We start from the raw sequence: 26153 nt of genomic DNA, 5'->3' as shown, positions 1-26153 counted from the left end.
AAATATCCCACAATCGTGGGATATTATCACAAAGCTGCAACCACTACTTTTGAAAAATGAAAGTGAGTGGCCATATGCGTAAGTCTTTATTTGTTGTTATCGGGCAGTTATTCATTTATTTAAGTTCAGTCGCACAAGATCCGGATCATATTAACTATCAATGCGGGAATACCATTCATGGAAGAAATGATTCACATCACCTGGTGGAACATTGTGCCGATGAAATCCTGATTACGTCAACCATGGATGAGGGTCATGAAGGAACCATTTTCACCGGCGAACTCCATGCAGACCGGATCCGGATTGAAGCGGGCTTTAGCAAAGTACGAATCCTACCAGTTACGAATGATATTCATGAATTCCTCTCTTATAGACATAAACACAGAACGACTACCGGAGGAAATGGAAATACAGGATCTAGAAGTCAAGTGGTATATGATATTGGTATGTCTAAAGAAGACAAAAACAATCAGCTGAAGCTTTATCCCAATCCTGTTGTTGATGTGCTTCAAATTATTGCGCCGGATGACATGAAAGTCATAGGATACGATTTGATCAACACTGACGGTAAGACATTGAGGCAGGAGGTCTTTCCTTCAACCAAAGAGTTTTCATTTTCTACTTCATCACTGAAATCAGGAATTTACTTCATCCACATCCAATCAGCGAGAGGGGTATCCTACCATAAAACCATTTTAAAACACTAAACAAGTATTATGAATAATTCAAGAAGCTCTCTGTGCGTAGTGATTATACTATTTCTGACTTCCATGGCATTTGGTCAAATTGATGAAGTCGTTGATGAAGACATCCCTCACAATAAAGGTGTTCAAAACATATTTCCTGCAGAAGGAAATGTAGGCATAGGAATAATTGACCCGAAGGAGAAACTTGAAGTGAATGGCGTAGTTCGAAGCAAGGAAATGTTGGTTGAATCTAATCCATGGCCTGACTTTGTTTTTGAAGCGGAATATGTGCTCACAGATTTGACAGATGTAGAAAAATATATTTCTCAACATGGTCATCTTGAGCATATTCCATCTGCAGCTACAGTTGAAAAAAATGGTATTGCAGTGGGAGACATGAGCGCAAAGCTTCTACAGAAAATAGAAGAACTTACTTTGTATTTGATTGAACAAGACAAGCAAATTAAGTCATTGAAAGAAGAAGTATCCTCTCTAAAACAGTCGCAAATGGCTCCCGATAATTAAAGCCTTGTACTGACTCAAATTTTGTTCCATAAGAATCAGCTTAGCTGAACCTATAAGCCTCATTGATCATTTCAGTGAGGCTTATTTTCGTATTAAGAAGTAGGGTTTCATGATTACAATGAGCTAGCTGCTATTCAGTCTGTTTTCGGTTGTTAAAATCACATGATCATGGGATGGTTTGGGGTCTATTCAAAGCATAGTTTTGATAAAGGTAGCACGTCTAAAAAACCTTAGTAAAAAGACTCAAATACCGTTTTTATTCATGTGTAATCATTATCAATTTAAAGATGAGAAAACCAAATAAACTTTATGGACTCAAGATGCTATGTCTTGGGATTTTATTGTTCTTCAGTCAATGCGAGACGAATGAAGACATACTTACCCTGAATCAAGGTTTTGATCGAGTGGAACGATCAACAGAAAAAATAACGTTTAATGAACTGCCAGGCGACTTATCACACAATATCCAGGACCTTCACGCCATAACAGCATCCGGGAGAGATGATTCTCAAGAGCTCATGATGATAGATGAGTCCAGTATAGTGAAAGTAGTGAATCAAACAAACCAAACGAAGTATTCTATCAAGTTCTCATTGCCAGGCCAACCGACAAACGTGTTGTACAATTTAGTGGTAGGAATAAACGAAAAGAATCAGGAAACTGAGCCATTTGTCATTAAATACACCATTGACAATATGGAAGAAGTTTATGCAAATGGAACTGGAGATTTTAGTAAGATGAAAGGCAAGATTTCGGAATACACAATGGATAGTTTTCAGAGTTATCTTGATGCTATTTCTGCCAAATTCGGACGTTCCGAAACAGACGTAGAACCAGATCCATGTGCAGAATACAGCAATAGTGATGATGGCGAGGGAGATGGTCAAAGTGATGGCAATTCAGGTGAAGACGGAAGCCAGGGAGGGTCAGGAACTACCGGTGGCGGTGGCTATACAGATGGAAATAGTGGAAGTAGCCACGGGGACACGGGCAGTGGCGGAGGAGAGTTTGAAAACACAGATGACACTACCTCAACTGGTGATGATGACGAAGCCGATTGCAATATTCTGGCTTGGTCCAATGGCGAAACCGATGAAGTTTTTGGAATAAGCTGGTCTTGTTCTGACGGTCAGAGCGGTAGTGTCACCTGGGGTAGATCGGAATCAGAACCAGATTGCCCAGGGAATGGTGACGTAGGAATCAACGATGGTGAAGACGGGGTATTTTACTGGCCAAGCTGCGAAAGTTTTAATTACTATCGTGTCGGTGGAGCCTTCTGGCAAACCGCGGCAGTTTCTGGGGTAAGAGACCTATTCTTTGTAGCCAATGGGGAGTGTGTTGGAATGGAATACGGCATCATGCGACAAGTATTGTATTTCCAATTGCCAATAAATGGAAACTATAATCATAATTCGGGCTTTACAAGAACACAATCTGCTGCTTCTTTACATGAAGCCTTTCAGAGTTTTCAACTTTGGTATGAATCCAATGGCTGCACGGCCTCACATGCGGTTATGGAAGAAAGACTCCTACAATATATTAAAGATGAGTTTGAAGAACTTGGAGGGAATGTCACACTTACTCCACCTAATGGTTTTGCAGGCAGGCCAACTTTCTATGAGGAGAGCTTATTAAGTTATGGAGATTGCTATTAGACGAATGGTATACTGATGTAAATAAAACGTTTAACATCACGATAGTATTCATCATAAAGGGGCAGTCGAAAGGCAGCCCCTTATCTGTTAAATAGCTCCACGACTTGTGAATAAAGCTATTTAACAATTTTTTTTAAAATCAACTACTGCTCATTTTAAGTACAAAATCACATAATCATGGGATGTTTTAGGGTGATGTCATAGGATAATTTTGATCTTATAAAAATCTAAAGAACGCCGTGAAAACGACTGAAATCAAGGAACGGCATCCTTATTAAAATTAACATGATGAAGTATTTATTAATTGGCATTTCACTCACTCTCCTTGTTGCCTGCTCTTTCAGTCAGGAGGAGATGATAGATCAGGAAATAGAGGACATTTCTCTGTTATCTAAGTTTGAAATTGGAGAGGCGACCCTGGAACAAAAATTGGCTTACAAAAGGCACCATCTGACAAAATTGGCAAAGTGGCTTGGCAGCAAGAAAGAGATCATTTCTAGTATGGAAAAGGTATCCGTGTTTGAAACACCTAAACCATATTTAATAGAGGATTTACTGGACCAGAAACGCGCGAATGCCAGGGTATCAGAAGACGCTGAACAATATGACGAATTGTTGTCCTCTCTCGACGCATTCAAGGGGGTTGAAGGTGAAGTTTGGAATCCTACGGTATTTATGATTGAACCTGAGCCTGATGAACGAGGAACAAAAGGTGGTCAGCTTTATGTCGCGGTGGAAGATGCGGATGAAAATGGAGAAAAGTTTACCGGATATGAGTTGATTAACAATGGCCTTGAAGTTCAAATGGTTCCTTTAACTACTGAAATGACCCCAGACCTGGTATCGAATGCTAGCTTGATGGTCATTGAACTAGACTATTGTGGTAATACCACTGGTGAGCAAAACGCTTTGGATGAATTTGTGGATTGCGACCAATCCGGAGGAGGTAATACTGGCGGGGGAAACACTGGCGGAGGATCGATTGTCTCTCAAAACCTGGTGCTAAACAAAATTAAGATCAAAGACTTAAAGGAGGCTTGGCCTGGGAGATCCGAGATCAGTTTGAAGATATATAAAGTTCCGGCTGCTGCACTTGAATCACCTGTCGATGGTTCTGGTATTGATGAATTTTGCGGAGATCACATTTATGCATCGGACAATTGTAATCGCTATCGAGGCAGAAGGTATATGCGACTAAAGAGAAGAGATCGAAACAAGGAGTTTGAAGTAGACTGGCTTTTAAAAGATGAAAACAACAATTCATTAGACATGCTATTTTATGTGATTTTTGAAGCTGATGGCTGGCCGACAGCTCTTAAAACCAAGGAATTTACCATTCCAGCGTTACCCAATTTGAGCCCTAAAATTCGTTTTCGATCTCATCAAGAGGAATATGACTTCAACATCATTAGTCAAAGTACCGCTGGTGCTAGTGCAAATGGTATTCCTTATGGAAATACACTGACGATCAACAACAGTGCTATTGAGTATAACTTTGCTCTAAAATAATTTCACAAAATAAAAAGGGCAGGAAGGTTGTGGTAATCCACTGCGACCTTTTTTGTCCTCTATTTTTTATAGGTCAAAGGCCACCATTTTACAACTTCGTTCGTAATCGCTCTACACCAATCGAACTAACAGCCTATGACCCGGGTAATTTTACTTCTACTTTTGCTCCCAATCCATGTCTTCGGTCAATTCACCAATGAATTGATCATTCCACCAACCTTGGAAGGGACTGATTTCGAATTGACCATCGCCGCAAGTACTCGTCAGTATTATGACGGGACCGCCACGGAAACCATCGGTTTTAATGGCGATTTTCTTGGACCGACCTTGATCTTCAATCAGGGAGATGACCTGAACATTGAAGTACACAATGAATTAAATGAATCCACCACAGTCCATTGGCACGGCATGCACGTTTCACCAGAAGATGATGGCGGACCCCACACCATCATCGACCCGGGAACGACCTGGAATCCCACATTTACGGTTTTGGATAGGGCAACTACCTTCTGGTACCATCCTCACTTACATGAGCGCACCAACTTTCACGTTACCAAAGGTGCAGCAGGAATGATCATCATTAAATCTGAGGCCGAAGCCGCATTGGACTTACCCAGGACATATGGCGTGGATGATTTTCCCCTGATCATTCAGGGAAAAGAATTTGATGACGACAACCAATTGGTTGTAATGGGTAGTGATGATAACCTGATCATGGTCAATGGCACACTCGATCCATATCTGGAAGTCCCAGCACAAATCGTGAGGTTTCGGGTACTCAATGGGTCTAATGAGCGCGTACTCAATTTAGGTTTTGAAGATGATCGGGAATTCCAGCAGATCGGATCTGATGGAGGTCTCTTGTCAAGTCCGGTTACGACGAACCGGTTGCGATTAGCCTCGGGAGAACGAGCAGAGATCGTTGTGGATTTTTCGGGAGATACAAATGTTGTTCCCAGAATGGTGACTTACGCCTCTGAACTAGGACAGGGAATCCCAGGATCCGGTGGAGGCCCTGGGCCCGGCAGTCCCGCCGGCAGTGAGCTAGATGGTGAAGATCATACCTTCATGGAGTTCCGGGTCAGCTCAGCGACAGCCAATCCTATTACTGAAATCAGCACCCAATTGGCTACCCACGACATCTGGGACGAAAGTGAGGCCAATAACACCCGAACGATCTCTATGGATGGTGGTGGAATGGGCAATCCCTTTACCCTTAATGATGACCTCTTTGATGAGAACAATTTTAGCGAAACGGTCTATCTCGATGATATTGAGATTTGGACCATCACCAATTCAACCAACATTGCACATCCATTTCACATCCACGATGTGCAGTTCTATATACTTGACAAAGACGGTCAGGCACCTCCAGCTAATGAGCAAGGACTCAAGGATGTTGTGCTTGTAGAAGGCGGACAAACCATTCGTTTCATCACCAAATTCGAAGATTTTGCTGACCCGGAAGTACCGTATATGTACCACTGCCACATACTGCCCCATGAGGATGGCGGCATGATGGGTCAGTTCATCGTCGTGGAAAATGAAGGTGAAGAAACGATCCTTGCCATACAAGCCTTGAGAAGTCAGTATCGGGTTTACCCCAACCCAGTTGATGATCAGATCATTCGTGTCTTGCTCCCGGACCAATTGAGTCCTACGGATCAGGTAGACTTCACCGTCTATGACCTGGCTGGTAAGGAAGTCTCCTTCTTTGCTTCCACCTTCTGCGGTCCTGACAACCTGAAAATCCTATACCTGGAAGATTACAAACCAGGTATCTATCACATCTCCATCCGATTGAATGGTGAATATGCCGATCAATTAAAATTGGTCATGAAGTAAAAAACGAACTCCACAACAATGAAAAAAGCGCATCTTGAATGGTGCGCTTTTTTTTGTTTATTATTCAGGCCACTGGCCTTCAAAATATCTCTCACTCAGATGTGCTCAAGATCCAATTTTTAGATTGCTGTAATTTCCAATGTAATTTATTCCCTTGGAACACTGATATGATTACCCAGGAACATGGCATTCATGAAGAGCTTGTTAGTACCATACCATGAACCTCTGAAGTTAGGATTTTCGGCAAACAGAATGGCTCTTCCGCCACCAATGTTGCTAACCACGATAGAAGCGCCCGGTTTCACGAATTGATCCAGGTTTTTCTTGGTGACGAATCCATCGATATGAGGATTCGTTGTGTACTTTGCCACTGTGGCATACGGATTTTTACTTGGTGCTAACCATACGGTACTGTTTCTGTATACAGGGATATTTTCCTTGCTGTACCCAAAGGCAACTGGATGTGTAAGATCCAGGTTTACTTCAAAGATGGCACCACCGACGGAATTCTTTCCGCGGTTTTCGGGTGCATCGATGTAAGGCATTCTTTTCACTTCGCCATTCTTGTCTTTCTTTTCTTCCTTGATCAATTTTTCATTCACGAGTCCTTTGTTGATTGCCCATTGAGTCGCCGTTCGAAAGGTGATCAATGTATTCCCCTTACTGATCCAGTTTTTGATATTTTGAATATCTACTGAATCCAATTGAGAGTAAGATCCCGAGGTTAATACCAGCGTATTGTAGTTGTCCCAATTGATACTGCCAAATCGGTTCATACGGACTTTGGTGATTGGCATGCCCATGCGTTGATCGAGCAGGTGCCAAACTTCCCCAGCCTCATAGGAGTAAATGCCATCGCCAATCAGCATCAGGGGCTTAGGCTGTCTTAGAGGTCGGAAGTGTCGGCTACCCAAGTCAATTCCGGTAGAGGAGTAGCCTCCGTCAGTAGCATAGATTTGAACGCCGTGTTTATTGGCAAGATTGATGAGGTTACGGTGTAAATCTTCGCTGGTAGCATTTTGTTTACTTACAGGGATCATCAGGGTGCCATAATCAAAAGTGCGATTGCCATCATGTGTATTGATGGAAAAGGGTTTAAACCCTGAAAAGGTCACAATCTTTTGCTGCTGCAAATCATTGAGCAATGGCATCGCATTGTAATCTTTCCACGGAATAAGATAAGCATAGTCGGATTTTGGGAAGTCCGATACGGTATCCCAGATGGTATTGTTGGTGACTTCTTCACCTAGTGAGGCGGTAGTCATGGCCGCATAAGTCATGTTGTAAAAGTTGGCTATAGACCAGGCCGAAGCGTCGTAGTACACACTGTCTTTGAACTCCTTATACGTTTCAAAAGCACTTTGTACCATCCGGTATTGTGGTTGGTTGGTTGGTACAATGTAAGACTGCCCTTGTTTGAAGGATTTGCTGGCGGAAGTAATATCACTGTTTGTTTTGTAGACTTTAACCCGATGGATCAATAGCTTATCGATGAAAGCTTTGGTTCGGCCAGCATCTTCACCTCCGGTAAATACATATGACTTTGTTCTGGAGCTTCTGGCATTGCTTAAGGCAGACTTAAAGAACCTCTGCTGGTAATCATGAAGAAGGTCTTTGTTCTCGACAGAGGCGCGAACAGTCGCCATTGAAGAGGTATACTGGTTCCTGATCGTAAAGGCAAAAGTGATCTCACCTGTCGGTGTGTTTTGCTTGTGTCCACGTGAGCTGGCTTGCTCGAACAGCAAGGCCAATCCGCCTTGTAAGTCTGGATAGGAAGATCCATAACCCGGGTAGGTGCCGTCAAATACTTCTTTGGTGAAATAGAATGATCCAATCTTGTTGAGGTCTTCCTGATAGTATTTGGCGAAGAGATCATTTAGGGTGGTGTAGTTCTCTTTTGGCATGATGGGATTCTTACTCGCATTGTCCTTCATCGGCTCGAAAAAGTACGTGCTGTTGGTGCCCATTTCATGAAAGTCAGTCACTACATTGGGATACCATTGATGATACCAGTTGAGTTTCCCGCGGCTCTCAGGATTGATGGCCAACCACCAGTCACGGTTTAGGTCGAACCAGTAGTGATTGGTTCTTCCTCTTGGCCAGGATTCATTGTGCTCTACATCATTGGGGTCTGCCACCATTGGTGTGCCTTTGTGCATGTTGGCCCAGTGCGTGTGGCGGTCTCTGCCATCCGGATTGATTGTTGGGTCGATCATAATCACGCCCTGATCCAGGAATTGCTTCACTTCATCACTCTGAGAAGCCAGAAGTGTATAGGCGGTTAGCATCGCTGCTTCTGAGCTAGAAGGCTCATTTCCGTGCACATTGTAGCCGAGGTTTATGAAAGCCGGAATGTCTGAAAAGTCATCAACAGTTGTATTCGTATTCACTACGTCCAGATGCTTTTGCTTTAGTTCTTCAAGGTTGTTGTGATTGGCTTCGGAAGTGATGGTCAGGATCACCAATGGCCGATACTCATGCGTCATGCCATATTGATGGATCGTGGCTTTCGGGGAAAGCTCGGCCAATTTTTCAAAATATGCGACAATCCGATCATGTCGAGTATGGTGCTCACCAATAGGATAGCCAAGAAAAGCTTCCGGTGATGGAATATTAGAATCGAATGGACCCTTACCACCATAGAAATAATCTTGTGCGATGGTGAGCAAGGCCAACAAGCTGAAGGCAGAGGTTAGGAGGATTTTTCGCATGTGTTGAGCGAGTTTATTCTAGTAAGTAGTATATGTGTTGATGAAGATAGTGGTATTGATTCACATGACAAGGTGCAACTTGTTGTACAGGTGATGGATGTGATAGATGGCGTTTAGGTCATGTGCTACACATCACAACCGAATCTTAGTCAACTTTTATATCTGCTTGAAATTCACGATTTTTAATCAATCCTGGCTTTTTACCTGTCATCAGGCTCAGGGACCTTTTTTTCCGCTTATTCCTTTCTTTATGAAAGAGCTCATTCGACTTTTTTTATCCTGTTCCTTTGTTTTGGTTGTGTTGCTGAGCCATGCCCAGAAAAAAGTGATTTTGGATACCGACCCTTCTTACGATCCGGATGATGCCGGGTGCATGGCCATGTTACATGCCATGGCCAATCAGGGCGAATGCTACATCCTGGCGGTCATCAATTCGACCAATCACAAGGAATCTCCGATCGCCATCAGTGCCATTAACCATTTCTTCAATAGAGGGGCTATCCCAGTCGGGGACTATAAAGGTTATGCTGAAAAAATCGACGCACCTGGAGATACTTACGATGGATTGGTCGCGAAAAATTACCCGGCACCAGTTAAATCCTGGGAGGAGGCCAGGGATGGTGTGTCTCTTTACAGAGAGATATTAGCAGCGGCCAAAGAAAAAAGCATCACGGTCGTGATCATCGGGACCATGCACAATTTCTATGGCTTACTACAATCCGGTCCAGATCGAAACAGCACCCTTACAGGTAAAGAGTTGGTCAAAGAGAAAGTAGCGGAAGTTGTAACCATGGGAGGTAATTTCATTGATGGAAAAGGACTGGATCGTACCAATTGGGGAGGAGCAGAGGAACTGTGCAGTTATACTGATTGGTCCTGCGTGAAAGAAGAACGAAATGCCATGTGCAGGTACGTTATTGAAAATTGTCAGGCACCATTTATTGCTTCAGGTTGGGAAGTGGGCTGTGGAGATTATTATAATGCTGAATATGGCAATGTCATAACCGGGCAAGGGCTCAAAGGACTTGCGGAAGATCACATCATTCGGAAAAGCTATGAATTCCATTTTCAATTTCGAGGAGGTGCGGAAGACATCAGCCGCCATAGCAACGACCAGTGTGCCTTGCACTATGCTATTCGAGGAGAAGCCAACAATTATGTAGCGGTCAAAAATGGTAAGATATCACTATCGGAAAAAGGGGTTTGTGCCTGGAGTGAGCAAGCAGGAGGGGTGCAGGGTTACATCCAGAAAAATAGAGATAAGGAATTGATTGCAGAAGAAATTGAAGCCCTAATGCTGGCTGATACACCTGAACCAGTCACGCAAGCACCCATCGCTCCGGCTAACTTCAAAGCTGAAAAAAAAGTAGATCATATGACTGTATCATGGGATCATTCCAAAGCTTCGAATGATGGAAGTTGGGTGATTGGTTATGATGTGTTTGTCAGTGGAGCCTTGCAATCGAGGGTTCACGGGAACCAATTTCATGGAAAATTGAGTGAAAAGGAGCTGGCTACGTTGGAAGTACGATCAGTCAATGCCTCAGGAACAGTGAGCGCTCCAACAAAATTCTCTGATCGTCCTTAATATGATCATTGCATGACAATGCATTAACATGTAAATTGCCAGCACCAAAACGAAACTCAGAACATGCTATTTTTTTCTTACTTGTCGTTATTGTTGGTGCTTGTCAATCCTTCGGAGGATAACCATGCAGTATACATTTCTGTGGTGGAGATTGAAGCCAGTCAGATTCGTGTCAAAGTTTTTTCAGATGACTTGAGAGATGCCATAAGAAGTCATGCCGGTATCGTCCCCGATTCATCAGTAGTTCATTATTGCAGTAAATACCAAAAGGAGATTAATCAGTATTTCAGCGAAAAACTGACACTGGTGATCAATGAAAAAGAAATTCCATTCCAATTCCATACAGCTTCCGATGAAGGAGAGAGCTATTGGATCAGTTTCGGCTTTAGCATGGAAGAAGAGTGGAAATCAATGCAAGTAGAAGACAAGCATTTCATGGAGATGTTTCCCGGCCAATCCAATATCATCAAAGTCAACTGGCCAGACTCTCGCTTTGGTAGATTAAATGCCAGTGAGACCTCTTGTTCATTTGAGTTCTAAGCAGTCGGCTGTTGATCGTACAGCACTACAGATCCTGAGGCAAGATCATGGATGCCTCTCCTTTCATCATTGAAGGACAGGGTCACCAAGGAAATAATCCCAAGAAATGCCTTGATTAGGAACCTGAGTATTGCCATGGGCAACAAGATATTCTTATCGTGATTTGAAGCACGTTTTACACGTATGCCATTGGCTTTATGCCCTACGGTTCCCCCCGCCAGGCTGGTCAATAAGGGATCGTACAAAACGAAAATGACTACAAATGCAACGATTCTAAAGGTCTCAGGAACACTTTCCAATTTAGAAAACAAAAAAGTAACGGCACCCATCATGAGTACCAGCATGATAGAATCGATGACCAGTGCTTTCACTCTGAGAAAGACACCCGGATAAAGTTGTTCTGACATATGTAATTGGTTTATTTATCCATTAAAAAGATCCACCAGCGACTGACTCATCACAGATACGCCGGTCTCCAGCGATTTGGCTGGTTCCGGAAAGTAAAAAGGCGAATGCAATCCGGGAAGGTCCCCTGATTTCATCCTTGCATCCGGTACAGTACCTAACCAAAATAATACAGTCGGTACTTTTTCCTCAGTAGATCCATATCGAGCGAAATCTTCACCTACCATTTGAGGTTCTGAAATTTCTACATTCGACTTTCCAATAACTTTTGCTGCAGAAGATCGGATTTTAGCAGCCAATTCCGGGTTGTTATAATTGGCGGGCGTGTATACTTCAGGGATGATCACCTCAGGCAACTTATCCTCGGGTAATCCTGCGGCAATTCCTACACCCCGGGAAATTTCTTTAATGCGTCGGTGGACCAGTTCTCGTACTTCAGGTTTAAAAGTCCTTACCGTAAGCTGCAAACTCACTTCATCGGAAATGATATTATGTTTCGTTCCGCCTTTGATCGCACCAACGGTAACAACGGCATCATCGATTGGTTTCAGGTTACGACTGACAATGGTTTGCAGATCCATTACAATCATACTCGCGGTTACGACCGGATCAATAGACATATGAGGAGAAGCACCGTGTGCACCTACACCATATACTTGGATGTCTATAGATTCTGTATTGGCCATGGTATGTCCATCACCGACCCCAATTGCGCCCGCAGGGATCGTAGGGCTGCTGTGTAATCCTATCCCAAAGTCTGGTACCCCAAATTTTTGGTAGAGTCCTTCGTCCAACATCATTTTCGCCCCCATACCGATTTCTTCAGCTGGCTGTCCAATCATCATCAGAGTTCCACTCCATTGATCTTTCATTGCAGCCATGGCCCTTGCTGTCCCTATCCAGGTAGCCATGTGCATGTCATGCCCACAGGAGTGCATCGTGCCTACTTTCCCTCCCTGATAAGGCACCTCTACCTTGCTCATATAATCCAGGTCTGTCTTTTCCCACATGGGGAGTGCGTCCATGTCTGTACGATATAAGATTTGAGGCCCATCACCGTTTTTTAAGATACCCACAATGCCATACCCTCCGAAATTTTCTGTGACTTCAAATCCCACCGATCTCAATTCCTTCGCCAATAGGGCAGAAGTGTTTTTCTCTTGAAGAGATAATTCCGGATTCTGATGGATGTTTTTATAAAGAGAAATCAGATAGTCAACGTCTGCCCTGATCAAGTCACGATCGACCATTTGGGGTGTATTGGCGGCAAGAAAGAGGAAACTCAGTGCAAGGATTGAAATTCTCATAGGTTCGATTTTGGGACCAAATTGGGTTGTAAAATAGCGCGAGTATCTGACATAGAACAAATCGAATAATTCAAAAGGGACTCTTATGACAACTGAAGACAACAGTTTGAAAGGCATACATAAGGGCTGCCTATTTGAATTTTAGAAGCATGTGTGATGTCCGTTCGTCTAAATTTATGGAGCCATCTCCCTGGTGTTGGTTAACTTGTTGGACTTATTTACTGAACACTATGCGAAACCGAATATTCTTACTCAAGGCCCTTTTGTTGGCCGTGTTAACGAGCTATGCCCAAATAGCCGAAGTAGACGAGACTGTCACTGAGGGTAAAATCAAAAGTCATATTTACTTTTTGGCTTCGGATGCATTGAGAGGTCGTGATACTGGTTCCCCGGAGCTAGACATTGCCGCCGAATACATCGCATCCAGATTTAGAGAATATGGCGTGGAGCCAGTTAATGGTAGTTATTTTCAGGATGTCCCCTTTAAAAAAGTAACGCCGCCAAATCAGGGAGTCGTAACCACCGGAGATTTGACGTTGGCGGTTGGAGATGATGTGCTCCTGCTAGATGGCTCCAATGGCTCCTGGGATCAAGACATGGTCTACGTGGGCTATGGAACCGAAGAGGATTTTAAAAAGAAGCAAGTGGAAGGAAAGATCGTCGTGGCATTATGTGGCTCCAAAGGCGAGCAGGATCCTCGAAGCTGGACACGTCTGTCTGCTGAGAAAAAGAAACGAGTAACTACCTATGGGGCCACAGGCCTGATCGAACTCTACAATTCCACGAAAGTACCTTGGAGTCTGCTGGTTCGGTACCTGCATGGGGAACGCACTGTCTTGGATAAAGGAGGAGATGGTGTATTGCACCTTTGGGTGAATGATTCCAACAACGAACGAGCGGCTACTTTCGATCAAAAGAAAGCGACTGTTTCCATCAAAGTGGATGGCATGAAAGTACAGCGATTTAATTCCAAAAATGTGGTAGGGATCGTGCCTGGAACGGACCCGGATTTGAAGGAAGAATACATGATGTACTCTGCACATTATGATCATGTAGGAGTGGGTGCACCCAATGATGAAGGAGATTCGATCTATAACGGTTCGCGTGACAATGCCGTGGGTAGTGTGACCGTATTGGCAATGGCTGAAAATTTGGCGAAATACCCGACCAAAAGATCTTCACTTTTTGTGCTGTTCACCGCGGAAGAGATTGGCCTGCTCGGCAGTCAGTATGCCGCGGACAATCCGATCATTCCACTGGACCAGGTCGTATATTGTTTCAATAGTGACAATGGTGGATACAATGATACTTCATTAGCGACCATCATTGGTTTGCCGAGAACTACTGCGGATCAGGAGATCATTAAAGCATGCGATGCCTATGGTTTGAAAGCCGTGGATGATCCTGCTCCTGAGCAAGGACTTTTTGATCGCTCCGACAATGTCAATTTTGCGAAGAAAGGCGTTCCGGCCCCAACGTTCAGTATGGGATTCACGGCTTTTGATGAAGAAATAGGTAAATACTATCACCAGCAAACAGACAATCCTGAAACGCTGGATTATGACTATTTAGTGAAGTTCTTTAAGTCATATGTCTATGCAGGAAGGCTTATCGCTGATCGCGATGCCCGTCCATTCTGGGTAGAAGGAGATAAGTATTACGAAACCGGAAAAGCACTTTATAAGCAGCCTTAATCTTCGAAAGTCATCCTGAGGTTCTAGAAGGGAGACCCTTGAAGGGTGAGATTTCACCCGCCCTCTGTCGGAGTGGGAAGGGAGCTAAGTATATCAAATAGTAAAAAAACATGGGATTTCTAGACTTAAATGAGATTGAGGGAAAGGAACTACTTCCCGGATTTGCAGGAAAATTTGTTCACACAGCCACAATGACAATTGCCCATTGGGAGATCAAGGAAGGAAGTATACTGCCATTGCACGATCATGTGCATGAGCAAGTGGTCAACATGATCGAGGGCGAGTTGGAAATGACCATAGGAGGAGAAACCCGGGTGATGACCGCTGGCCAGACATTTGCCATTACCAGCAGTGTCCCACACGAGGGAAAAGCCCTTACCGATTGCAAAGTGATTGATGTTTTCACCCCCGCACGGGAGGATTATAAGTAGAGTGAGTTCTCTTCAAGCGCGTCATGCCGGACGCCCGGTTAGGGAATTTTTCGATTTATAATCCGAAGGAAATCGAAAAATGTCCGGTATCTCTTTTTCGCGCTTGGTCAACGCTGTTCAATTGAGTAGGCCTTGTGATATCGACCGCTATCAGGATACGTTAAAATACCCTAATAATTCCATCAATCTACCCTTCTTTGGCATCACTCTTGATTGGATTGCGTAAAATCGTATCCGATGAGAACACTATTACTATTGGTCATTACAGCTATCATTACCGTTTCATGTACGGATGAAACTGAAATTCCTTCGGTTGACCTTACCGAATACAATTTTTATCAGGACGCTCTGCTAAGCAATAGCTATCCCTATATCGTCGGAGGCAATGACCTGGTCTTTGAGCGGTTTTTCGAACGAGATGGCAATCCCCAAATTGCAGATGATGAATACAGCGATCAGTTCTTCTTTCAGGTCTCGCCTGAGGGAGATAGCTTTCTTTTGGAAGGGGAAGATCTTAGTAATTCGCCAACAGCCTTCAATGTGTTCTGTTTTTGTGCGCCCAGTGACGTCTTCGAAATTACCGACGGATCTATTTCTGGTGAGGAGGTTGGTGGTGTCTGGCGTATTTCGGTAGACATTACCTATTCCAGAGGAGTAAGAGATGCACAGACTGGTGAGGTCACCGAAGTACACAGCGACGTATTGATTTTTGAAGGCTTGTTCCTGGCTAAAGAGAGACCTTTGGATTGATTTAACCCTAACATTTTGTTGAGAGCTGTATAAAGTGCGCTTTCTTTGAGCATCTTATGAATGATCAAGAACAGCAGCTCGCAAGTTTTGCGCAGGAATTTGAGCGCATGGAGCACGCAATGCTCAACATGGATGGTGCCGCGGATATGGATGGTTCGTTTTATCCGGAGCTCAGGAAGCTGGTCAGCCGATATGATGAGCAAATCATAGTAGACTATGCGATCAATTGTCAATATCCTCTAGGTAGTATCGAATACCTGATCAAGGCCGGAATTAAATCATTTGATAAGGACTACTTGTTGCAGTTTACCAGTAGCGATGAAGAGCTTGAAGCTTATGATGGCGCTTATTTTCTCGCTCTTTGTGGGTACGATGAAGGTTACGAATTGCTCTATACATTCGCCATGGGCACCCATCCGCTGTATTCTGGATACATTTCACCAATTGTAGACATGATCGAAGACCTGGCTTACGCAGATGATGAAAGAGCAACGAATCTGATTGCTACTATCAAAGAGACCTACGCGGAGTATTTCAAGTGATCAATAGCTGCCGTAACTTGTGATTATGCTGGATCAGGAGGAAGCCTTACAAATACTAAAGGAAGCACTTCACGAAACAGATCGTCCGGATGCTGATTTTATCGTGGAGTTGTCGGAGCGATCACACTTTTGGATGGTAAAACCAAGAACGTATCGGGATTATGGTACAGGACTTGGGTATTGGGCCATCTATCGTGAAACGAAGGAAGTGAAAGCCCTGAATTCCCAGATAGATCCGAATACCTGGGAAGAAATGTACCTCGATGCTTTAGATCCTACTAAAGTTTGGATCATAAGGTTTGATGCCAACCCTCCAAAGGGGATCATTCATCTAAAGAACCTACTTGGCATTCCATTAGGCGAGGCGAAAGCTTTATCCGATAGTCTGCATTGGTTCGGTGGCCATCGGGTACAATTGGAATCGGTGCAAAGACTCTTACTTGAAAAAGGGGTCGGGACAAAGATTGAAAGAGTTACCCATTCACTTGAGATCAAAAAACTACGAGAATTCTCTCATGAGGTCATTTTCATCGAAGATATCGTGCGATTAATACTGCATGAGGAATCCTTTTGGTGGGATGAGAGGACTAGATAAAAAACAATAACCCGAATCAATGACCCGGGTCACCATTCTACTTGATTAATTCTATTTTTCAGTGATATATTTTTGAGGGTCTACAGGTTTGCCGTCAACGTGGACCTCATAGTGTAAATGAGGGCCGTACGACAGGCCGCTATTGCCTACTTTACCAATAATTTCGCCTTTCTTTACCTCTTGACCTACTTCTACCTGATAGGAGTCCATGTGTGCATAACGAGTCGTATACTCGCCCTCATCTCCATGGGTGATTTCAACCATGATCCCATAGCCTCCTTTCCTTGATTGTGCGGTCTTTATGACGCCATCTGCCGTAGCATATACATCGGTTCCTATCGGTGCGGAGAAATCTACCCCTCTATGGTGTTTCCGCACCTTTGTTCGCGGGTCTTTTCGCATACCAAAAGCGGAAGACATTCTTGTCAGATCAGAAGCCTTGATCGGTGATATGTCAGGAATATCCTCCTTTTGGGGGAGTTCAATTTGGGGACTCAAATGTGTGTCCGGCCCTAGATTGAGGTGATGCTGTAATGCTAATTCTACGGGCTCATGTACTTCTTTCAGTGAGAAAGCCAGCGACAAGCATAAGATCGCAGGAATTGAAAGCACAGGTAACCAACGGTAGAGATTTATTTTTTTTCGATTCATCATAACAATTCTTTTTTTGATTAAGGTGGCATTGAAATGACTGGCTAATCCGACCACAGGCTTGAACAATTGTAGGTACAGGATCTCCTGATAAGCAATCTTGTCAGGGAATCGCTTTAACACTTGTTCATCTGCCTGGAATTCGTGGACTGCTTTCAAGGCATTTCTATACCAATAGATGAAAGGATTGAACCACAGAAGAGCAACGATGAAATCAATAATAATTCGATCGAGACTGTGCCAATGCCTGGCATGGGCAAGCTCGTGTTCGACGACTTGGGCATATCCTTGCGAGGACTTTATATCCCTGGGAATAAAGACCGATTCGAAAAATGAATATGGACCAAGTCCGTCTGTTTCGTAGAATTTTATGCCTTTTAGTTTATCATATGGGAGCTTTTTTATTTGAGTAATAATGACCTTGAGGTTCACAAAATATTTGACCAATAGAAATGTGGCGATCAGGAGATAAATACCGATTGCTACATACAGAAGAACAGTACCCCAGGTCCGGTCGGATTGGACTGGATTTGGTGATTGATTGTCCCCTATAAAGGCCTGTTCGAACGGGATCACAAATTCCTCTTCCAATACAGACATAGGCAAGGGATTTTCCGTTTGAATTTGAACATGCAATAGGGGTATCATGAAAGACAGAAGGATCACAACCCCCAGGTAAATACGACTCCATCGGTGCATTCCTGCAGGTTTTAGCAATACTTGATAGACCAAAAGAAAACATGCCTGGCATGCCATGACTTTCAGCAGATAGCTGAACCATTCCATCTGTTACGACTGCTCTTTTTGTTTTTTGATTTCTTCATCGATCATTTTCCGAATGTCTTCCAATTCTGAAAGAGACAGGTCCTGATCGCTTGTAAAAAAGGAGGCAAATTGTTTCGTAGACCCTTCAAAAAAGCCACTTAATAACCCTTTATAGGAATTAGAAAGGTATTGTTGTCGGCTCAGTAGCGGAAAGTATTCTCGGGACTTTCCGTAGGTCTTGAAGTTTACCATCTTTTTCCTAACCAGCACATTGACCACCGTAGAGATGGTGGTGTAAGCGGGTCTGGGCTCTGGATATTGCTCAACGATATCTTTTAAAAAAGCGCGTTCCAGTTTCCAGAGGTACTTCATTAGTTGCTCTTCTGCTTTAGTCAATTCTTTCATCGCCTCAAAACTATTACTATAGTTATAATTATACAACTATTTTTATAGTAATATCTTTTTTTGACAATAGCTTAGCCTGAATCACTCCCCTAATCTGCCTGGTGATGCAGCTCAAGACCTATACACTCTCCGATTTGTTTGTAAATTGGCAAAAGGAAAAAAGAGTATATGGAAGCGTTGATTGAGTTTTTCGAACATGTCCCCACTTGGTTTCGAGCAGGTTTGTTGATAGGAGGGATTGTCATCTTTTGGGCTGTAGAAGGTATACTTCCTCTGTTTTCCTTTCATTATCGGAAATTCCGACATGGAGGCCTCAATCTCTTTTTTACCCTCACGACAGCAATTATTGGTTTTGGACTTGCGGGTGTATTGCTCACTGCCTCTGATTTTGTGGCATCCAATAAGATTGGTTTATTGTACATCGTGGACTTACCCCTTTGGGCACAGATTGTTGTTGGCGTGCTGTTGTTGGATTGCATCGGTGCTTATCTGATCCATTTTGTAGAGCATAAAGTCAAGTGGATGTGGAAATTTCATGTGGTGCATCACAGTGATACTACCGTGGATGTCACGACAGGACTAAGACATCATCCCGGAGAAACCGTTTTTCGAATCGGGTTCACCATCATGGCGGTGATGATCGTTGGTGCTCCAATGGGGATTATCATGTTGTATCAATCCCTTTCAGTGCTGTTTGCTCACCTGACCCATGCCAATATCAACATGCCGGGTAAATTAGACAAGGCACTTTCATTATTATTCGTTACTCCGAATATGCATAAGGTGCATCATCACTATGAGCAGCCATTGACCGATACCAATTACGGGAATATCTTTTCCATCTGGGACCGTATTTTCGGAACGTATGCTTACGTTGATGACACATCTTCTTTGAAATATGGTATAGATACTCATATGGCTTCAGAAGAAAATACACGATTGAGTAATCTGCTTGCCATACCCTTCCAGAAATACCGACAACCAAAAGGGAAGGAATAGAATCCCTTGATCGTTTATCGGTGATATTTCAATTCTATTCATAAATATCCCTTTTCACTTCGTTGCTTTGAAATATTTTCAATGGCTAGAGCTACTTTTAAAGAAGTCTCTATTTGTCTCTAGCTATTATGAAGAAGAATATCTCAGCGTTTTTGTTTCTTACAGTATTTGCTACTGCAACAATTCAGGCCCAAACTATTTCTGAAGACGACCTTCCATTTACCTTTTTATCCTGGCATTACAATTTCTATCCTGGTGCGGAGGAAAACCAATGGACCAAGTTGGAAAAGAATGGTGAAGAACGCTTGTTTGTGGATTTTCAGTTTGAAGGCCGAAACCTGGCGGTCACTTATAAGACCAATGGGAGAAGGGTAAAAGCTCGGACTAAATATTCGGAGAAAGAAGTGCCTGATTTGGTAACGGGATTTCTAACCGAGCAATTCGAGAAATTTAAGATTGATGAATTCATGAAAACGGATGTGTATGATGGGCCAAAGGTCTCAGACTTTTTCTACTCAGCGCGAGTCAGAGTTAAGAAGGAAAACCATGTCCTTTACTTTGATAAAGAGCTTAATCACGTGCTGAATCCGGAAGTTCAGTTACTGTCCTCTGCGCGTTAAAAAATCTCCAACGTTGGGTTAAATGTGGCCCATGCAAAGAAAAATCCCATGTAAGAGGGTGTAGCAGTGAGTTGCACCCCTGCATTCGGCCCTGCTACAACTTCTCCGAAGACATTCCATTGATTGCCAAACTGGTCCGTCAGGAAGTGCTGTAAAGTTGGATCTTCCACTTCAGTAAATTGAATAACCTCTCCTCGTAAGGGTGGAAGGAGATAGGAAACCATAAATCCCATTTCCCGGTTACCGAATACCACAATTTCTTCCGCATCGAACTGATCGTAGACAAAAGAGTGTTCCTCGAAAGAACTGAAGTCATATACTCGATTGATGTCATTTATTTGAACGCCAAGCACCCTTTCCTTCTCAAAGAGTCGATCGTCTCTTCTGGAGATTGGAAATAGTAGATCAGCCGATCCGCGGTAAGCCCCGTAAGGATAGCTGTCATAGTCTCGATCAAAGCCGGTATTTCTGGTGAGCACTTGAGCATCAGGGTACGCTGCTTTGAAGTTTTGCCAACGCAACTCAGTCACAGCAATGCGCTCAATTTTTTCTTCCGCACGTACGCCTCGCACACTTTCGTTGAGCATTTGACTCCAGTAGCTGCCAGAAATGCGATCGTAAGGGATTAAGTTACTGTTGTATAACAGGCCGGAAACCCCGAAAGTACTGGATCCACGTTCCCATCCAATAGCAGTACCCGTCAATGGGCAATAGGTCAAAGCGAAATTGGTACCATCAATCCGATCATTCACGATCTCATGCCAGTTGAGAATATTGTGCGGATAGGCTTTGATTTCATCCCCACTTTTTACCACGACAACAAATTCCCAGTCAGGTACATCTGCAATGTCTCGAGCAACGGCAAAGCGAGGTTGATCAATGGAAGGAATACCATCTCTTCCCACTCCTCCGTCAAATACCTGATTCGGTGGGATGGTCCATTCGAAAGTAGTGGTAGGTCTTGGGCCGGGATCATTAATAGGAACCGGATCTTCGCTTCCACCGCTGCTACAGGACAGCATCCAAAAACTTAACAGAATCACCAGCCACTTGATCATTGCTCTCATCTCTACACACCTTTGTTCAATGAATAAACTACAAAACAGCGGGAATCCTTAAGGCACAGTCGCTGATTCTGATAGAAATGTCAGTCCCGGAACTTTAAACAGACATACTTATCGATCTCGGAGTAATGGTGGGAATTCATGTTCTCTACAAGTCCAACAGCCTCCGATGATAATTGATCTGTCCCAGGTGATACCCTAAATGAGATTGCATTGCAATCAGGATATAGGCGATTGTTGGTGTGTTGCCGCCAAACTCGATCGGGTAGTCCTTGTTAAGATCATGGTCTGATAAAGTGTTTAGGGCTTTGGATACAATTGCTTTGGTGCCTTCAATTTCAGCGATCATATCATCTCGGGGAATATCCGTATTTGAAAACTCACCATCACGGTCTCTTTCATAAGGCACTTGGCCTATATGAAGACCAATGAAGTGTTTGAGGTTGCCAATGAGATGAAGGCATAGATTACCGGCTGAATTGGCAATGGTGCCTTCCTTTCGCCAGAGATTGGTTTCTTGCTGGTAGGAAGCTATTTCATTTTTAAGGCGATCAATGTCTCTTTCGTATAAGGTGGTCAGGGCCTGGATGCTGCTCATGTGTTGCAATTAATTTTTAGATAAAGCTACAGCAAGGCCTCGTTGTGTGAGAGACTTACACATGAAGTCTCATCAAGGACAAGATGAAATCTGCTAATATGAACCGAGAAATTTCCTCAACATCCACTCAGTGGTGAAAAAGAGCACTGCAAAAACAAGCAGCCAAATGCTTTCGATGAGCGGGAAGAAATTTTCAGAGGTACGGATAATGCCAGGAGGATCCAGGCTTCTTAGCTGACTGAATAACTCTTCTTTTTGATTGACATGATAGTAGTTGCCACCTGTGTTTTTAGAGATCTCTTGCAGTAATTGGTGATCAGCCGTCAATTCAATGCTTTCCAGATTGATCTGCTTAACCGAAAATTCACCTCTGGCTGAATAATTCTTACCGTTAAAAGAGGATCGGGCTTCAAAACGATAAACACCCACAGGAAGTGGACCAATGTTTAGGCCGCCATCTTCTTCGCTGGGATAGTATTCAAATGGCTGGGAGTTCCCAGACTCGTCAATCAGACTGATGTCAATTTTCTGTCCGTAGACACGCTCATAGATGTCATTGTAAAGCTCTGCCTGAAACTGCACATTGACGTTTTCATCAAAAGAGCTTCGTGTCGGTTGGTAACGGAATTTTCTTTTGTCCGCTTTTACGCTAAGGAATTGGATCAGCTTGTTGATGATCTCATCAAAATGTTCACTGGTGCCATTTTCGGTATTTTCCAGCATGCGCCATTGCCAGATGCCAGGTCCCATCAATACGGCCGATTTATTGGCGCCATCATTTTGAACTGCCAACAAAGGACGACTGGTGATGACGCTGCCAATTTGCTGATAGATCAAGGTCTGGACAGGTCCGATTGCACTGTATTCGCCAAAAGGAACAGAAATCGGTGTGAATCTAGAAAAGATATCTATTTCATCCTGATCCAGTTCGAATGAAGAAAATACCGGATTGAAAGCTGCTCTTACATTATCTCGTTGTGCTCTCTGCGCTTCGATGGACCAGCCAGTGGCCTCTTGTGCGACATCCAATTGTGAACTTTTGTTGAGGATGTACCAGCGAGAAGGATTGCCTTCTATGATGATTTTGGGGAAATTGCGGCTGAAGGCGCCATGTTCGATGATCACATCGTATTCGCCACTGGGTTCTTGTTTCGACAGTCCGGGGATGAAAAGTTCCGTCTCAAAATTTTCTGATTGATCCAGGGCCCTTCTGATAGCGGCGATATCCGGATGCGGTGCAGCAGTTAGTATCAAGATGCGTTCCTTGCCTTCGATTACATCTACATAGAAATCACTAGAATTATTAGCGATGGACGTCTCTTCTTCCAATGGAGTTACGGCTACAGAATATCTGGCTAAGCCTGCCTGATCTGCATCCAATAAGAAATCTAAACGTGCTTCATTGGTAAAGTTTTTGGTCTGTAAAGCTTTGCCGTTTTTACGGATCGTGATGGTTTTTTCTTGATTTTCAAATCCTTCTTGCTCTACGATGACTTCCACCGGGAATTGATTGCCCTGATAAGCCACGGTATTGGATTTAATGGATTTGATTGATATATCTTTTACAGGGATCGTATCTCCAAGTCCGAGGCTAAAGACGGGTTTGGAGAATTGATAGTAGGTAGGGGATACGCCGCGATTATAGATACCATCAGACACCATGACCACTGCTGCCAGATTGATGCCTTGATATGTTTCAGTTAATTCGTTCAGCGCGCCTGAAAGGTTGGAAGTGGAAGCTACGCTTGATTGAAGCTCTGCCGCAGAAGCCAATTGTTGATTCAGATTCCAGAAATCAACATTAATATTTTGTCCTTGCAACGAAGTTCCGAGTGCTTCAAGATCGGTCCGTAGCCCTTGCAATGTCACAGAGTCGGTCATCATTTTGACGGATTCCGAATGATCGTAAAGCACAGCAACGATTGGTTCTTCCGTTCTGTTTTTCAGTTGCCGAAGCAGAGGATTGAGCAATAAAAGGAAAAGGAGGAATATACCAAGGAACCTAAGGGTACCAAGGAAAACGGACATAGATTTTGACCAGGGATAGCTGACACGGAAATAGGGGACAATAGCCAATACAAGCGCAATAACCACTCCCAGGGCGATCCACCCACTTGCCTGTTCAAATACAATAAAAGAATTCCCCATATAAAGGTAAAGGAGCCGTTTTGCTACATACCAATGATGGTAAAACGGCTCACTTTCGTTTCAGTTTTATTTTCCCGGATCAAAATTTGAATTCTTCGGATGATCGGTCAGATAGTTACCTGATCAGGTGTTCATCCCACCATTTACTTCGATCACTTGTCCGGTGATATAAGTAGACATGTCTGATGCCAGGAAGACACAGCAGTCTGCGATATCATTGGGATGACCTCCTCTTTTCAAAGGAATGGCATCTCTCCAGCCTTGGACCACTTTTTCATCCAGGGTTTCAGTCATCTCGGTTTCAATGAATCCTGGAGCGATCGCATTACAACGAATACCTCGTGATCCGAATTCCAAAGCGACAGATTTTGAGAAAGCATTGATCCCACCTTTTGAAGCCGCATAATTGGCCTGGCCGGCGTTTCCTTTCACACCCACGACAGAAGACATGTTGATGATTGAACCGGATCGTTGTTTCATCAAAGTTCTGGAAGCTGCTTTTACGGTATTGAAGCAAGACTTTAAATTCACATTCATGATTTCGTCCCAGCTTTCTTCAGACATTCTCATGAGCAGGTTGTCCCGGGTGATCCCAGCATTGTTGATCAATACATCCAGTGAGCCAAATTCTTTCACCATGCCATCGATCAATTCTTGAGCCGCAGTGAAATCTGAGGCATCAGATCGATAGCCCACCGCTTTCACGCCGAAAGCTTCCAACTCTTTTACCAGTGCCTCTCCTTTTTCTACACTTGACAAATAAGTAAAGGCTACATTAGCTCCGTGTTCCGCTAATTTCAAAGCCACGGCCCGTCCGATCCCTTTGGATGCTCCGGTCACTAATGCATTTTTTCCTTCCAGTAACTTCATAAGATTCCTAAAAATTTCCGCTAAAATAGATGGATTGTCTTAAATGACAGCCATCAAAAAAGGCGACCCTTCGGATCGCCTTCTATTGTATGTTCTAAATAAGACTTAGTCTTTCTTTTTCTTACTGTCCGTTCCGGCAATAGATTCTCTCATTTCCGTATCCGCCTGGATGTTCTGGAATTTGTAGTAATCCATCACGCCAAGGTTGCCGGATCTGAATGCATCTGCCAGTGCTTTAGGAACCTCTGCTTCCGCAAGGATCACTTGTGCACGAGCTTCTTGCGCTTTTGCTACCATTTCTTGCTCTTCTGCAACCGCCATAGCTCGTCGCTCTTCTGCTTTTGCTTCCGCTACTTTCAAGTCAGCGGAGGCCTGATCCGTTTGAAGTTTCGCGCCAATGTTGGCCCCTACGTCTACGTCAGCAATATCGATTGACAGGATTTCAAACGCAGTACCAGCGTCCAGTCCTCTTTGTAGTACCAGTTTCGAGATTTTATCAGGATTCTCCAGTACTTCTTTGTGAGTGGCTGCAGAACCCACAGAGGTCACAATACCTTCGCCGACCCGAGCAAGTATGGTGTCTTCCCCAGCTCCCCCGACCAATTGTTGGATGTTGGCCCTAATGGTTACCCGTGCTTTAGCGACCAACTGGATACCATCAGCGGCAACTGCAGCTACGGATGGCGTATTGATCACTTTCGGATTCACCGAAATCTGAACTGCTTCAAATACATCTCTTCCGGCCAGGTCAATGGCTGTAGCTTGACGGAAAGAAAGGTTGATGTTGGCTTTATCTGCGGATATAAGTGCCTTGATGACCTGAGGAACATTACCCCCTGCCATGTAGTGGGTTTCCAGGTCCGAACTCTTGAGGGTCCGCCTCGCTTCTGATCCATCCTCCGATATGGTCAGGCCTGCTTTGGTTGCAGTGATCAGTGAGTTGACAATGATAGAAGGCGGTACCTTACGAATTCGCATGAATACCAATTCTGCCAAACCTACACGAACACCCGAAAATATTGCCGTGATCCAGAGATTAACCGGAACGAAATAAAGGAATATGAAAAAACCGATGATTCCGGCGAAAACCAGAATGATCACAGTGAAATTAGCCATAGTTATAAACGCAAATTGTTAGAAGGTGAAGATCAGATAATTTATTGGTAAAGTCAAATGCAATTTGACAGGGTTTAAGTAGGAATTAAGGATTTGGATTTAAAATAGTGAAGCTTCGAAACGCCACTAATCCA

The 26153-nt window shown here is 43.7% G+C and carries 24 protein-coding genes; 14 read left to right on the top strand and 10 right to left on the bottom strand.

Annotation, left to right across the window (positions count from 1 at the left end):
- The first annotated feature begins 74 nt into the window (after window positions 1-74).
- From R8G66_26970 to R8G66_26950, 5 genes are all read left to right on the top strand, one after another.
- Window positions 75-707, top strand: coding sequence for a T9SS type A sorting domain-containing protein (locus R8G66_26970; GenBank protein ID MDW3196043.1), 633 nt, complete (start codon window positions 75-77; stop codon window positions 705-707).
- A 63-nt stretch (window positions 708-770) separates the two neighbouring features.
- Window positions 771-1211 carry a hypothetical protein gene (locus R8G66_26965; GenBank protein ID MDW3196042.1) on the top strand — a complete coding sequence of 147 codons (441 nt, stop codon included), beginning with the start codon at window positions 771-773 and terminating at the stop codon, window positions 1209-1211.
- A 287-nt stretch (window positions 1212-1498) separates the two neighbouring features.
- A complete protein-coding gene (locus R8G66_26960; protein ID MDW3196041.1) occupies window positions 1499-2866 on the top strand; it encodes a hypothetical protein in 1368 nt (455 codons plus the stop codon).
- Between the two features lie 285 nt (window positions 2867-3151).
- Complete coding sequence (locus R8G66_26955) at window positions 3152-4375, top strand: hypothetical protein (GenBank protein ID MDW3196040.1); 1224 nt, start codon at window positions 3152-3154, stop codon at window positions 4373-4375.
- Window positions 4376-4510: 135 nt separating this feature from the next.
- The gene (locus R8G66_26950) at window positions 4511-6220 is read left to right on the top strand and encodes a multicopper oxidase domain-containing protein (GenBank protein MDW3196039.1); all 1710 of its coding nucleotides are present in this window, start codon (window positions 4511-4513) and stop codon (window positions 6218-6220) included.
- Window positions 6221-6366: 146 nt separating this feature from the next.
- Here the strand turns inward: R8G66_26950 and R8G66_26945 are convergent, their stop codons facing one another.
- Entirely contained in the window at window positions 6367-8931 is a 2565-nt protein-coding gene (locus R8G66_26945) for a M14 family zinc carboxypeptidase (protein MDW3196038.1), read from the bottom strand.
- A 250-nt stretch (window positions 8932-9181) separates the two neighbouring features.
- Here R8G66_26945 and R8G66_26940 point away from each other — a divergent pair, with 250 nt between their 5' ends.
- Window positions 9182-10519, top strand: a complete 1338-nt coding sequence (locus R8G66_26940) for a nucleoside hydrolase (protein MDW3196037.1) — start codon at window positions 9182-9184, stop codon at window positions 10517-10519.
- A gap of 63 nt (window positions 10520-10582) precedes the next feature.
- A complete protein-coding gene (locus tag R8G66_26935; protein MDW3196036.1) occupies window positions 10583-11059 on the top strand; it encodes a DUF6702 family protein in 477 nt (158 codons plus the stop codon).
- On the opposite strand, the gene R8G66_26930 is transcribed toward R8G66_26935, so the two are convergent.
- On the bottom strand, window positions 11056-11466 hold the full coding sequence (locus tag R8G66_26930; protein ID MDW3196035.1) for an RDD family protein: 411 nt from the start codon (window positions 11464-11466) through the stop codon (window positions 11056-11058). The two genes, R8G66_26935 and R8G66_26930, sit on opposite strands and share 4 nt — an antisense overlap.
- 15 nt (window positions 11467-11481) lie before the next feature.
- Window positions 11482-12771 (bottom strand): amidohydrolase, encoded by a 1290-nt coding sequence (locus tag R8G66_26925; protein ID MDW3196034.1) that lies wholly within the window; start codon window positions 12769-12771, stop codon window positions 11482-11484.
- Window positions 12772-13001: 230 nt separating this feature from the next.
- Here R8G66_26925 and R8G66_26920 point away from each other — a divergent pair, with 230 nt between their 5' ends.
- From R8G66_26920 to R8G66_26900, 5 genes are all read left to right on the top strand, one after another.
- Entirely contained in the window at window positions 13002-14465 is a 1464-nt protein-coding gene (locus R8G66_26920; protein ID MDW3196033.1) for a M28 family peptidase, read from the top strand.
- A gap of 110 nt (window positions 14466-14575) precedes the next feature.
- The gene (locus tag R8G66_26915) at window positions 14576-14896 is read left to right on the top strand and encodes a cupin domain-containing protein (protein ID MDW3196032.1); all 321 of its coding nucleotides are present in this window, start codon (window positions 14576-14578) and stop codon (window positions 14894-14896) included.
- A 237-nt stretch (window positions 14897-15133) separates the two neighbouring features.
- A complete protein-coding gene (locus R8G66_26910) occupies window positions 15134-15646 on the top strand; it encodes a hypothetical protein (GenBank protein MDW3196031.1) in 513 nt (170 codons plus the stop codon).
- A 56-nt stretch (window positions 15647-15702) separates the two neighbouring features.
- Window positions 15703-16188, top strand: a complete 486-nt coding sequence (locus R8G66_26905) for a hypothetical protein (protein MDW3196030.1) — start codon at window positions 15703-15705, stop codon at window positions 16186-16188.
- Window positions 16189-16213: 25 nt separating this feature from the next.
- Window positions 16214-16783: a hypothetical protein gene (locus tag R8G66_26900; protein ID MDW3196029.1), complete on the top strand. Its 570-nt coding sequence runs from the start codon at window positions 16214-16216 to the stop codon at window positions 16781-16783.
- 51 nt (window positions 16784-16834) lie between these two features.
- Here the strand turns inward: R8G66_26900 and R8G66_26895 are convergent, their stop codons facing one another.
- Together R8G66_26895 and R8G66_26890 are read right to left on the bottom strand one after the other, a co-directional pair.
- The gene (locus R8G66_26895; protein MDW3196028.1) at window positions 16835-18220 is read right to left on the bottom strand and encodes a M23/M56 family metallopeptidase; all 1386 of its coding nucleotides are present in this window, start codon (window positions 18218-18220) and stop codon (window positions 16835-16837) included.
- 3 nt (window positions 18221-18223) lie between these two features.
- On the bottom strand, window positions 18224-18604 hold the full coding sequence (locus R8G66_26890) for a BlaI/MecI/CopY family transcriptional regulator (protein ID MDW3196027.1): 381 nt from the start codon (window positions 18602-18604) through the stop codon (window positions 18224-18226).
- Between the two features lie 168 nt (window positions 18605-18772).
- Between R8G66_26890 and R8G66_26885 the strand changes: the two genes are divergently transcribed.
- Together R8G66_26885 and R8G66_26880 are read left to right on the top strand one after the other, a co-directional pair.
- Window positions 18773-19603: a sterol desaturase family protein gene (locus R8G66_26885; protein ID MDW3196026.1), complete on the top strand. Its 831-nt coding sequence runs from the start codon at window positions 18773-18775 to the stop codon at window positions 19601-19603.
- A gap of 128 nt (window positions 19604-19731) precedes the next feature.
- The gene (locus R8G66_26880; protein ID MDW3196025.1) at window positions 19732-20223 is read left to right on the top strand and encodes a hypothetical protein; all 492 of its coding nucleotides are present in this window, start codon (window positions 19732-19734) and stop codon (window positions 20221-20223) included.
- Here the strand turns inward: R8G66_26880 and R8G66_26875 are convergent.
- From R8G66_26875 to floA, 5 genes are all read right to left on the bottom strand, one after another.
- Complete coding sequence (locus tag R8G66_26875) at window positions 20220-21290, bottom strand: DUF3179 domain-containing protein (protein MDW3196024.1); 1071 nt, start codon at window positions 21288-21290, stop codon at window positions 20220-20222. The two genes, R8G66_26880 and R8G66_26875, sit on opposite strands and share 4 nt — an antisense overlap.
- A gap of 145 nt (window positions 21291-21435) precedes the next feature.
- Complete coding sequence (locus R8G66_26870; GenBank protein ID MDW3196023.1) at window positions 21436-21885, bottom strand: DUF1572 family protein; 450 nt, start codon at window positions 21883-21885, stop codon at window positions 21436-21438.
- 93 nt (window positions 21886-21978) lie between these two features.
- Complete coding sequence (locus R8G66_26865) at window positions 21979-24033, bottom strand: hypothetical protein (GenBank protein MDW3196022.1); 2055 nt, start codon at window positions 24031-24033, stop codon at window positions 21979-21981.
- A 123-nt stretch (window positions 24034-24156) separates the two neighbouring features.
- A complete protein-coding gene (gene fabG, locus R8G66_26860) occupies window positions 24157-24903 on the bottom strand; it encodes a 3-oxoacyl-[acyl-carrier-protein] reductase (protein ID MDW3196021.1) in 747 nt (248 codons plus the stop codon).
- 105 nt (window positions 24904-25008) lie between these two features.
- Window positions 25009-26019 (bottom strand): flotillin-like protein FloA, encoded by a 1011-nt coding sequence (floA, locus tag R8G66_26855; GenBank protein ID MDW3196020.1) that lies wholly within the window; start codon window positions 26017-26019, stop codon window positions 25009-25011.
- Window positions 26020-26153: the final 134 nt, after the last annotated feature.

Source organism: Cytophagales bacterium (assembly GCA_033344775.1).
Classification (GTDB): domain Bacteria; phylum Bacteroidota; class Bacteroidia; order Cytophagales; family Cyclobacteriaceae; genus JAWPMT01.
Note: the sequence above shows the minus strand (reverse complement) of the source record. Positions and strands in the feature narration are given on the sequence as shown.

Coding starts and splice junctions, on each gene's coding strand:
- R8G66_26925 (MDW3196034.1), bottom strand. CDS start 12,771: ATGAGAATTTCAATCCTTGCACTGAGTTTCCTCTTTCTTGCCGCCAAT.
- R8G66_26960 (MDW3196041.1), top strand. CDS start 1,499: ATGAGAAAACCAAATAAACTTTATGGACTCAAGATGCTATGTCTTGGG.
- R8G66_26955 (MDW3196040.1), top strand. CDS start 3,152: ATGATGAAGTATTTATTAATTGGCATTTCACTCACTCTCCTTGTTGCC.
- fabG (MDW3196021.1), bottom strand. CDS start 24,903: ATGAAGTTACTGGAAGGAAAAAATGCATTAGTGACCGGAGCATCCAAA.
- R8G66_26940 (MDW3196037.1), top strand. CDS start 9,182: ATGAAAGAGCTCATTCGACTTTTTTTATCCTGTTCCTTTGTTTTGGTT.
- R8G66_26890 (MDW3196027.1), bottom strand. CDS start 18,604: ATGAAAGAATTGACTAAAGCAGAAGAGCAACTAATGAAGTACCTCTGG.
- R8G66_26900 (MDW3196029.1), top strand. CDS start 16,214: ATGCTGGATCAGGAGGAAGCCTTACAAATACTAAAGGAAGCACTTCAC.
- R8G66_26880 (MDW3196025.1), top strand. CDS start 19,732: ATGAAGAAGAATATCTCAGCGTTTTTGTTTCTTACAGTATTTGCTACT.
- R8G66_26970 (MDW3196043.1), top strand. CDS start 75: ATGCGTAAGTCTTTATTTGTTGTTATCGGGCAGTTATTCATTTATTTA.
- R8G66_26945 (MDW3196038.1), bottom strand. CDS start 8,931: ATGCGAAAAATCCTCCTAACCTCTGCCTTCAGCTTGTTGGCCTTGCTC.
- R8G66_26910 (MDW3196031.1), top strand. CDS start 15,134: ATGAGAACACTATTACTATTGGTCATTACAGCTATCATTACCGTTTCA.
- R8G66_26915 (MDW3196032.1), top strand. CDS start 14,576: ATGGGATTTCTAGACTTAAATGAGATTGAGGGAAAGGAACTACTTCCC.
- R8G66_26905 (MDW3196030.1), top strand. CDS start 15,703: ATGAATGATCAAGAACAGCAGCTCGCAAGTTTTGCGCAGGAATTTGAG.
- R8G66_26885 (MDW3196026.1), top strand. CDS start 18,773: ATGGAAGCGTTGATTGAGTTTTTCGAACATGTCCCCACTTGGTTTCGA.
- R8G66_26935 (MDW3196036.1), top strand. CDS start 10,583: ATGCTATTTTTTTCTTACTTGTCGTTATTGTTGGTGCTTGTCAATCCT.
- floA (MDW3196020.1), bottom strand. CDS start 26,019: ATGGCTAATTTCACTGTGATCATTCTGGTTTTCGCCGGAATCATCGGT.
- R8G66_26965 (MDW3196042.1), top strand. CDS start 771: ATGGCATTTGGTCAAATTGATGAAGTCGTTGATGAAGACATCCCTCAC.
- R8G66_26930 (MDW3196035.1), bottom strand. CDS start 11,466: ATGTCAGAACAACTTTATCCGGGTGTCTTTCTCAGAGTGAAAGCACTG.
- R8G66_26920 (MDW3196033.1), top strand. CDS start 13,002: ATGCGAAACCGAATATTCTTACTCAAGGCCCTTTTGTTGGCCGTGTTA.
- R8G66_26865 (MDW3196022.1), bottom strand. CDS start 24,033: ATGGGGAATTCTTTTATTGTATTTGAACAGGCAAGTGGGTGGATCGCC.
- R8G66_26875 (MDW3196024.1), bottom strand. CDS start 21,290: ATGAGAGCAATGATCAAGTGGCTGGTGATTCTGTTAAGTTTTTGGATG.
- R8G66_26870 (MDW3196023.1), bottom strand. CDS start 21,885: ATGAGCAGCATCCAGGCCCTGACCACCTTATACGAAAGAGACATTGAT.
- R8G66_26895 (MDW3196028.1), bottom strand. CDS start 18,220: ATGGAATGGTTCAGCTATCTGCTGAAAGTCATGGCATGCCAGGCATGT.
- R8G66_26950 (MDW3196039.1), top strand. CDS start 4,511: ATGACCCGGGTAATTTTACTTCTACTTTTGCTCCCAATCCATGTCTTC.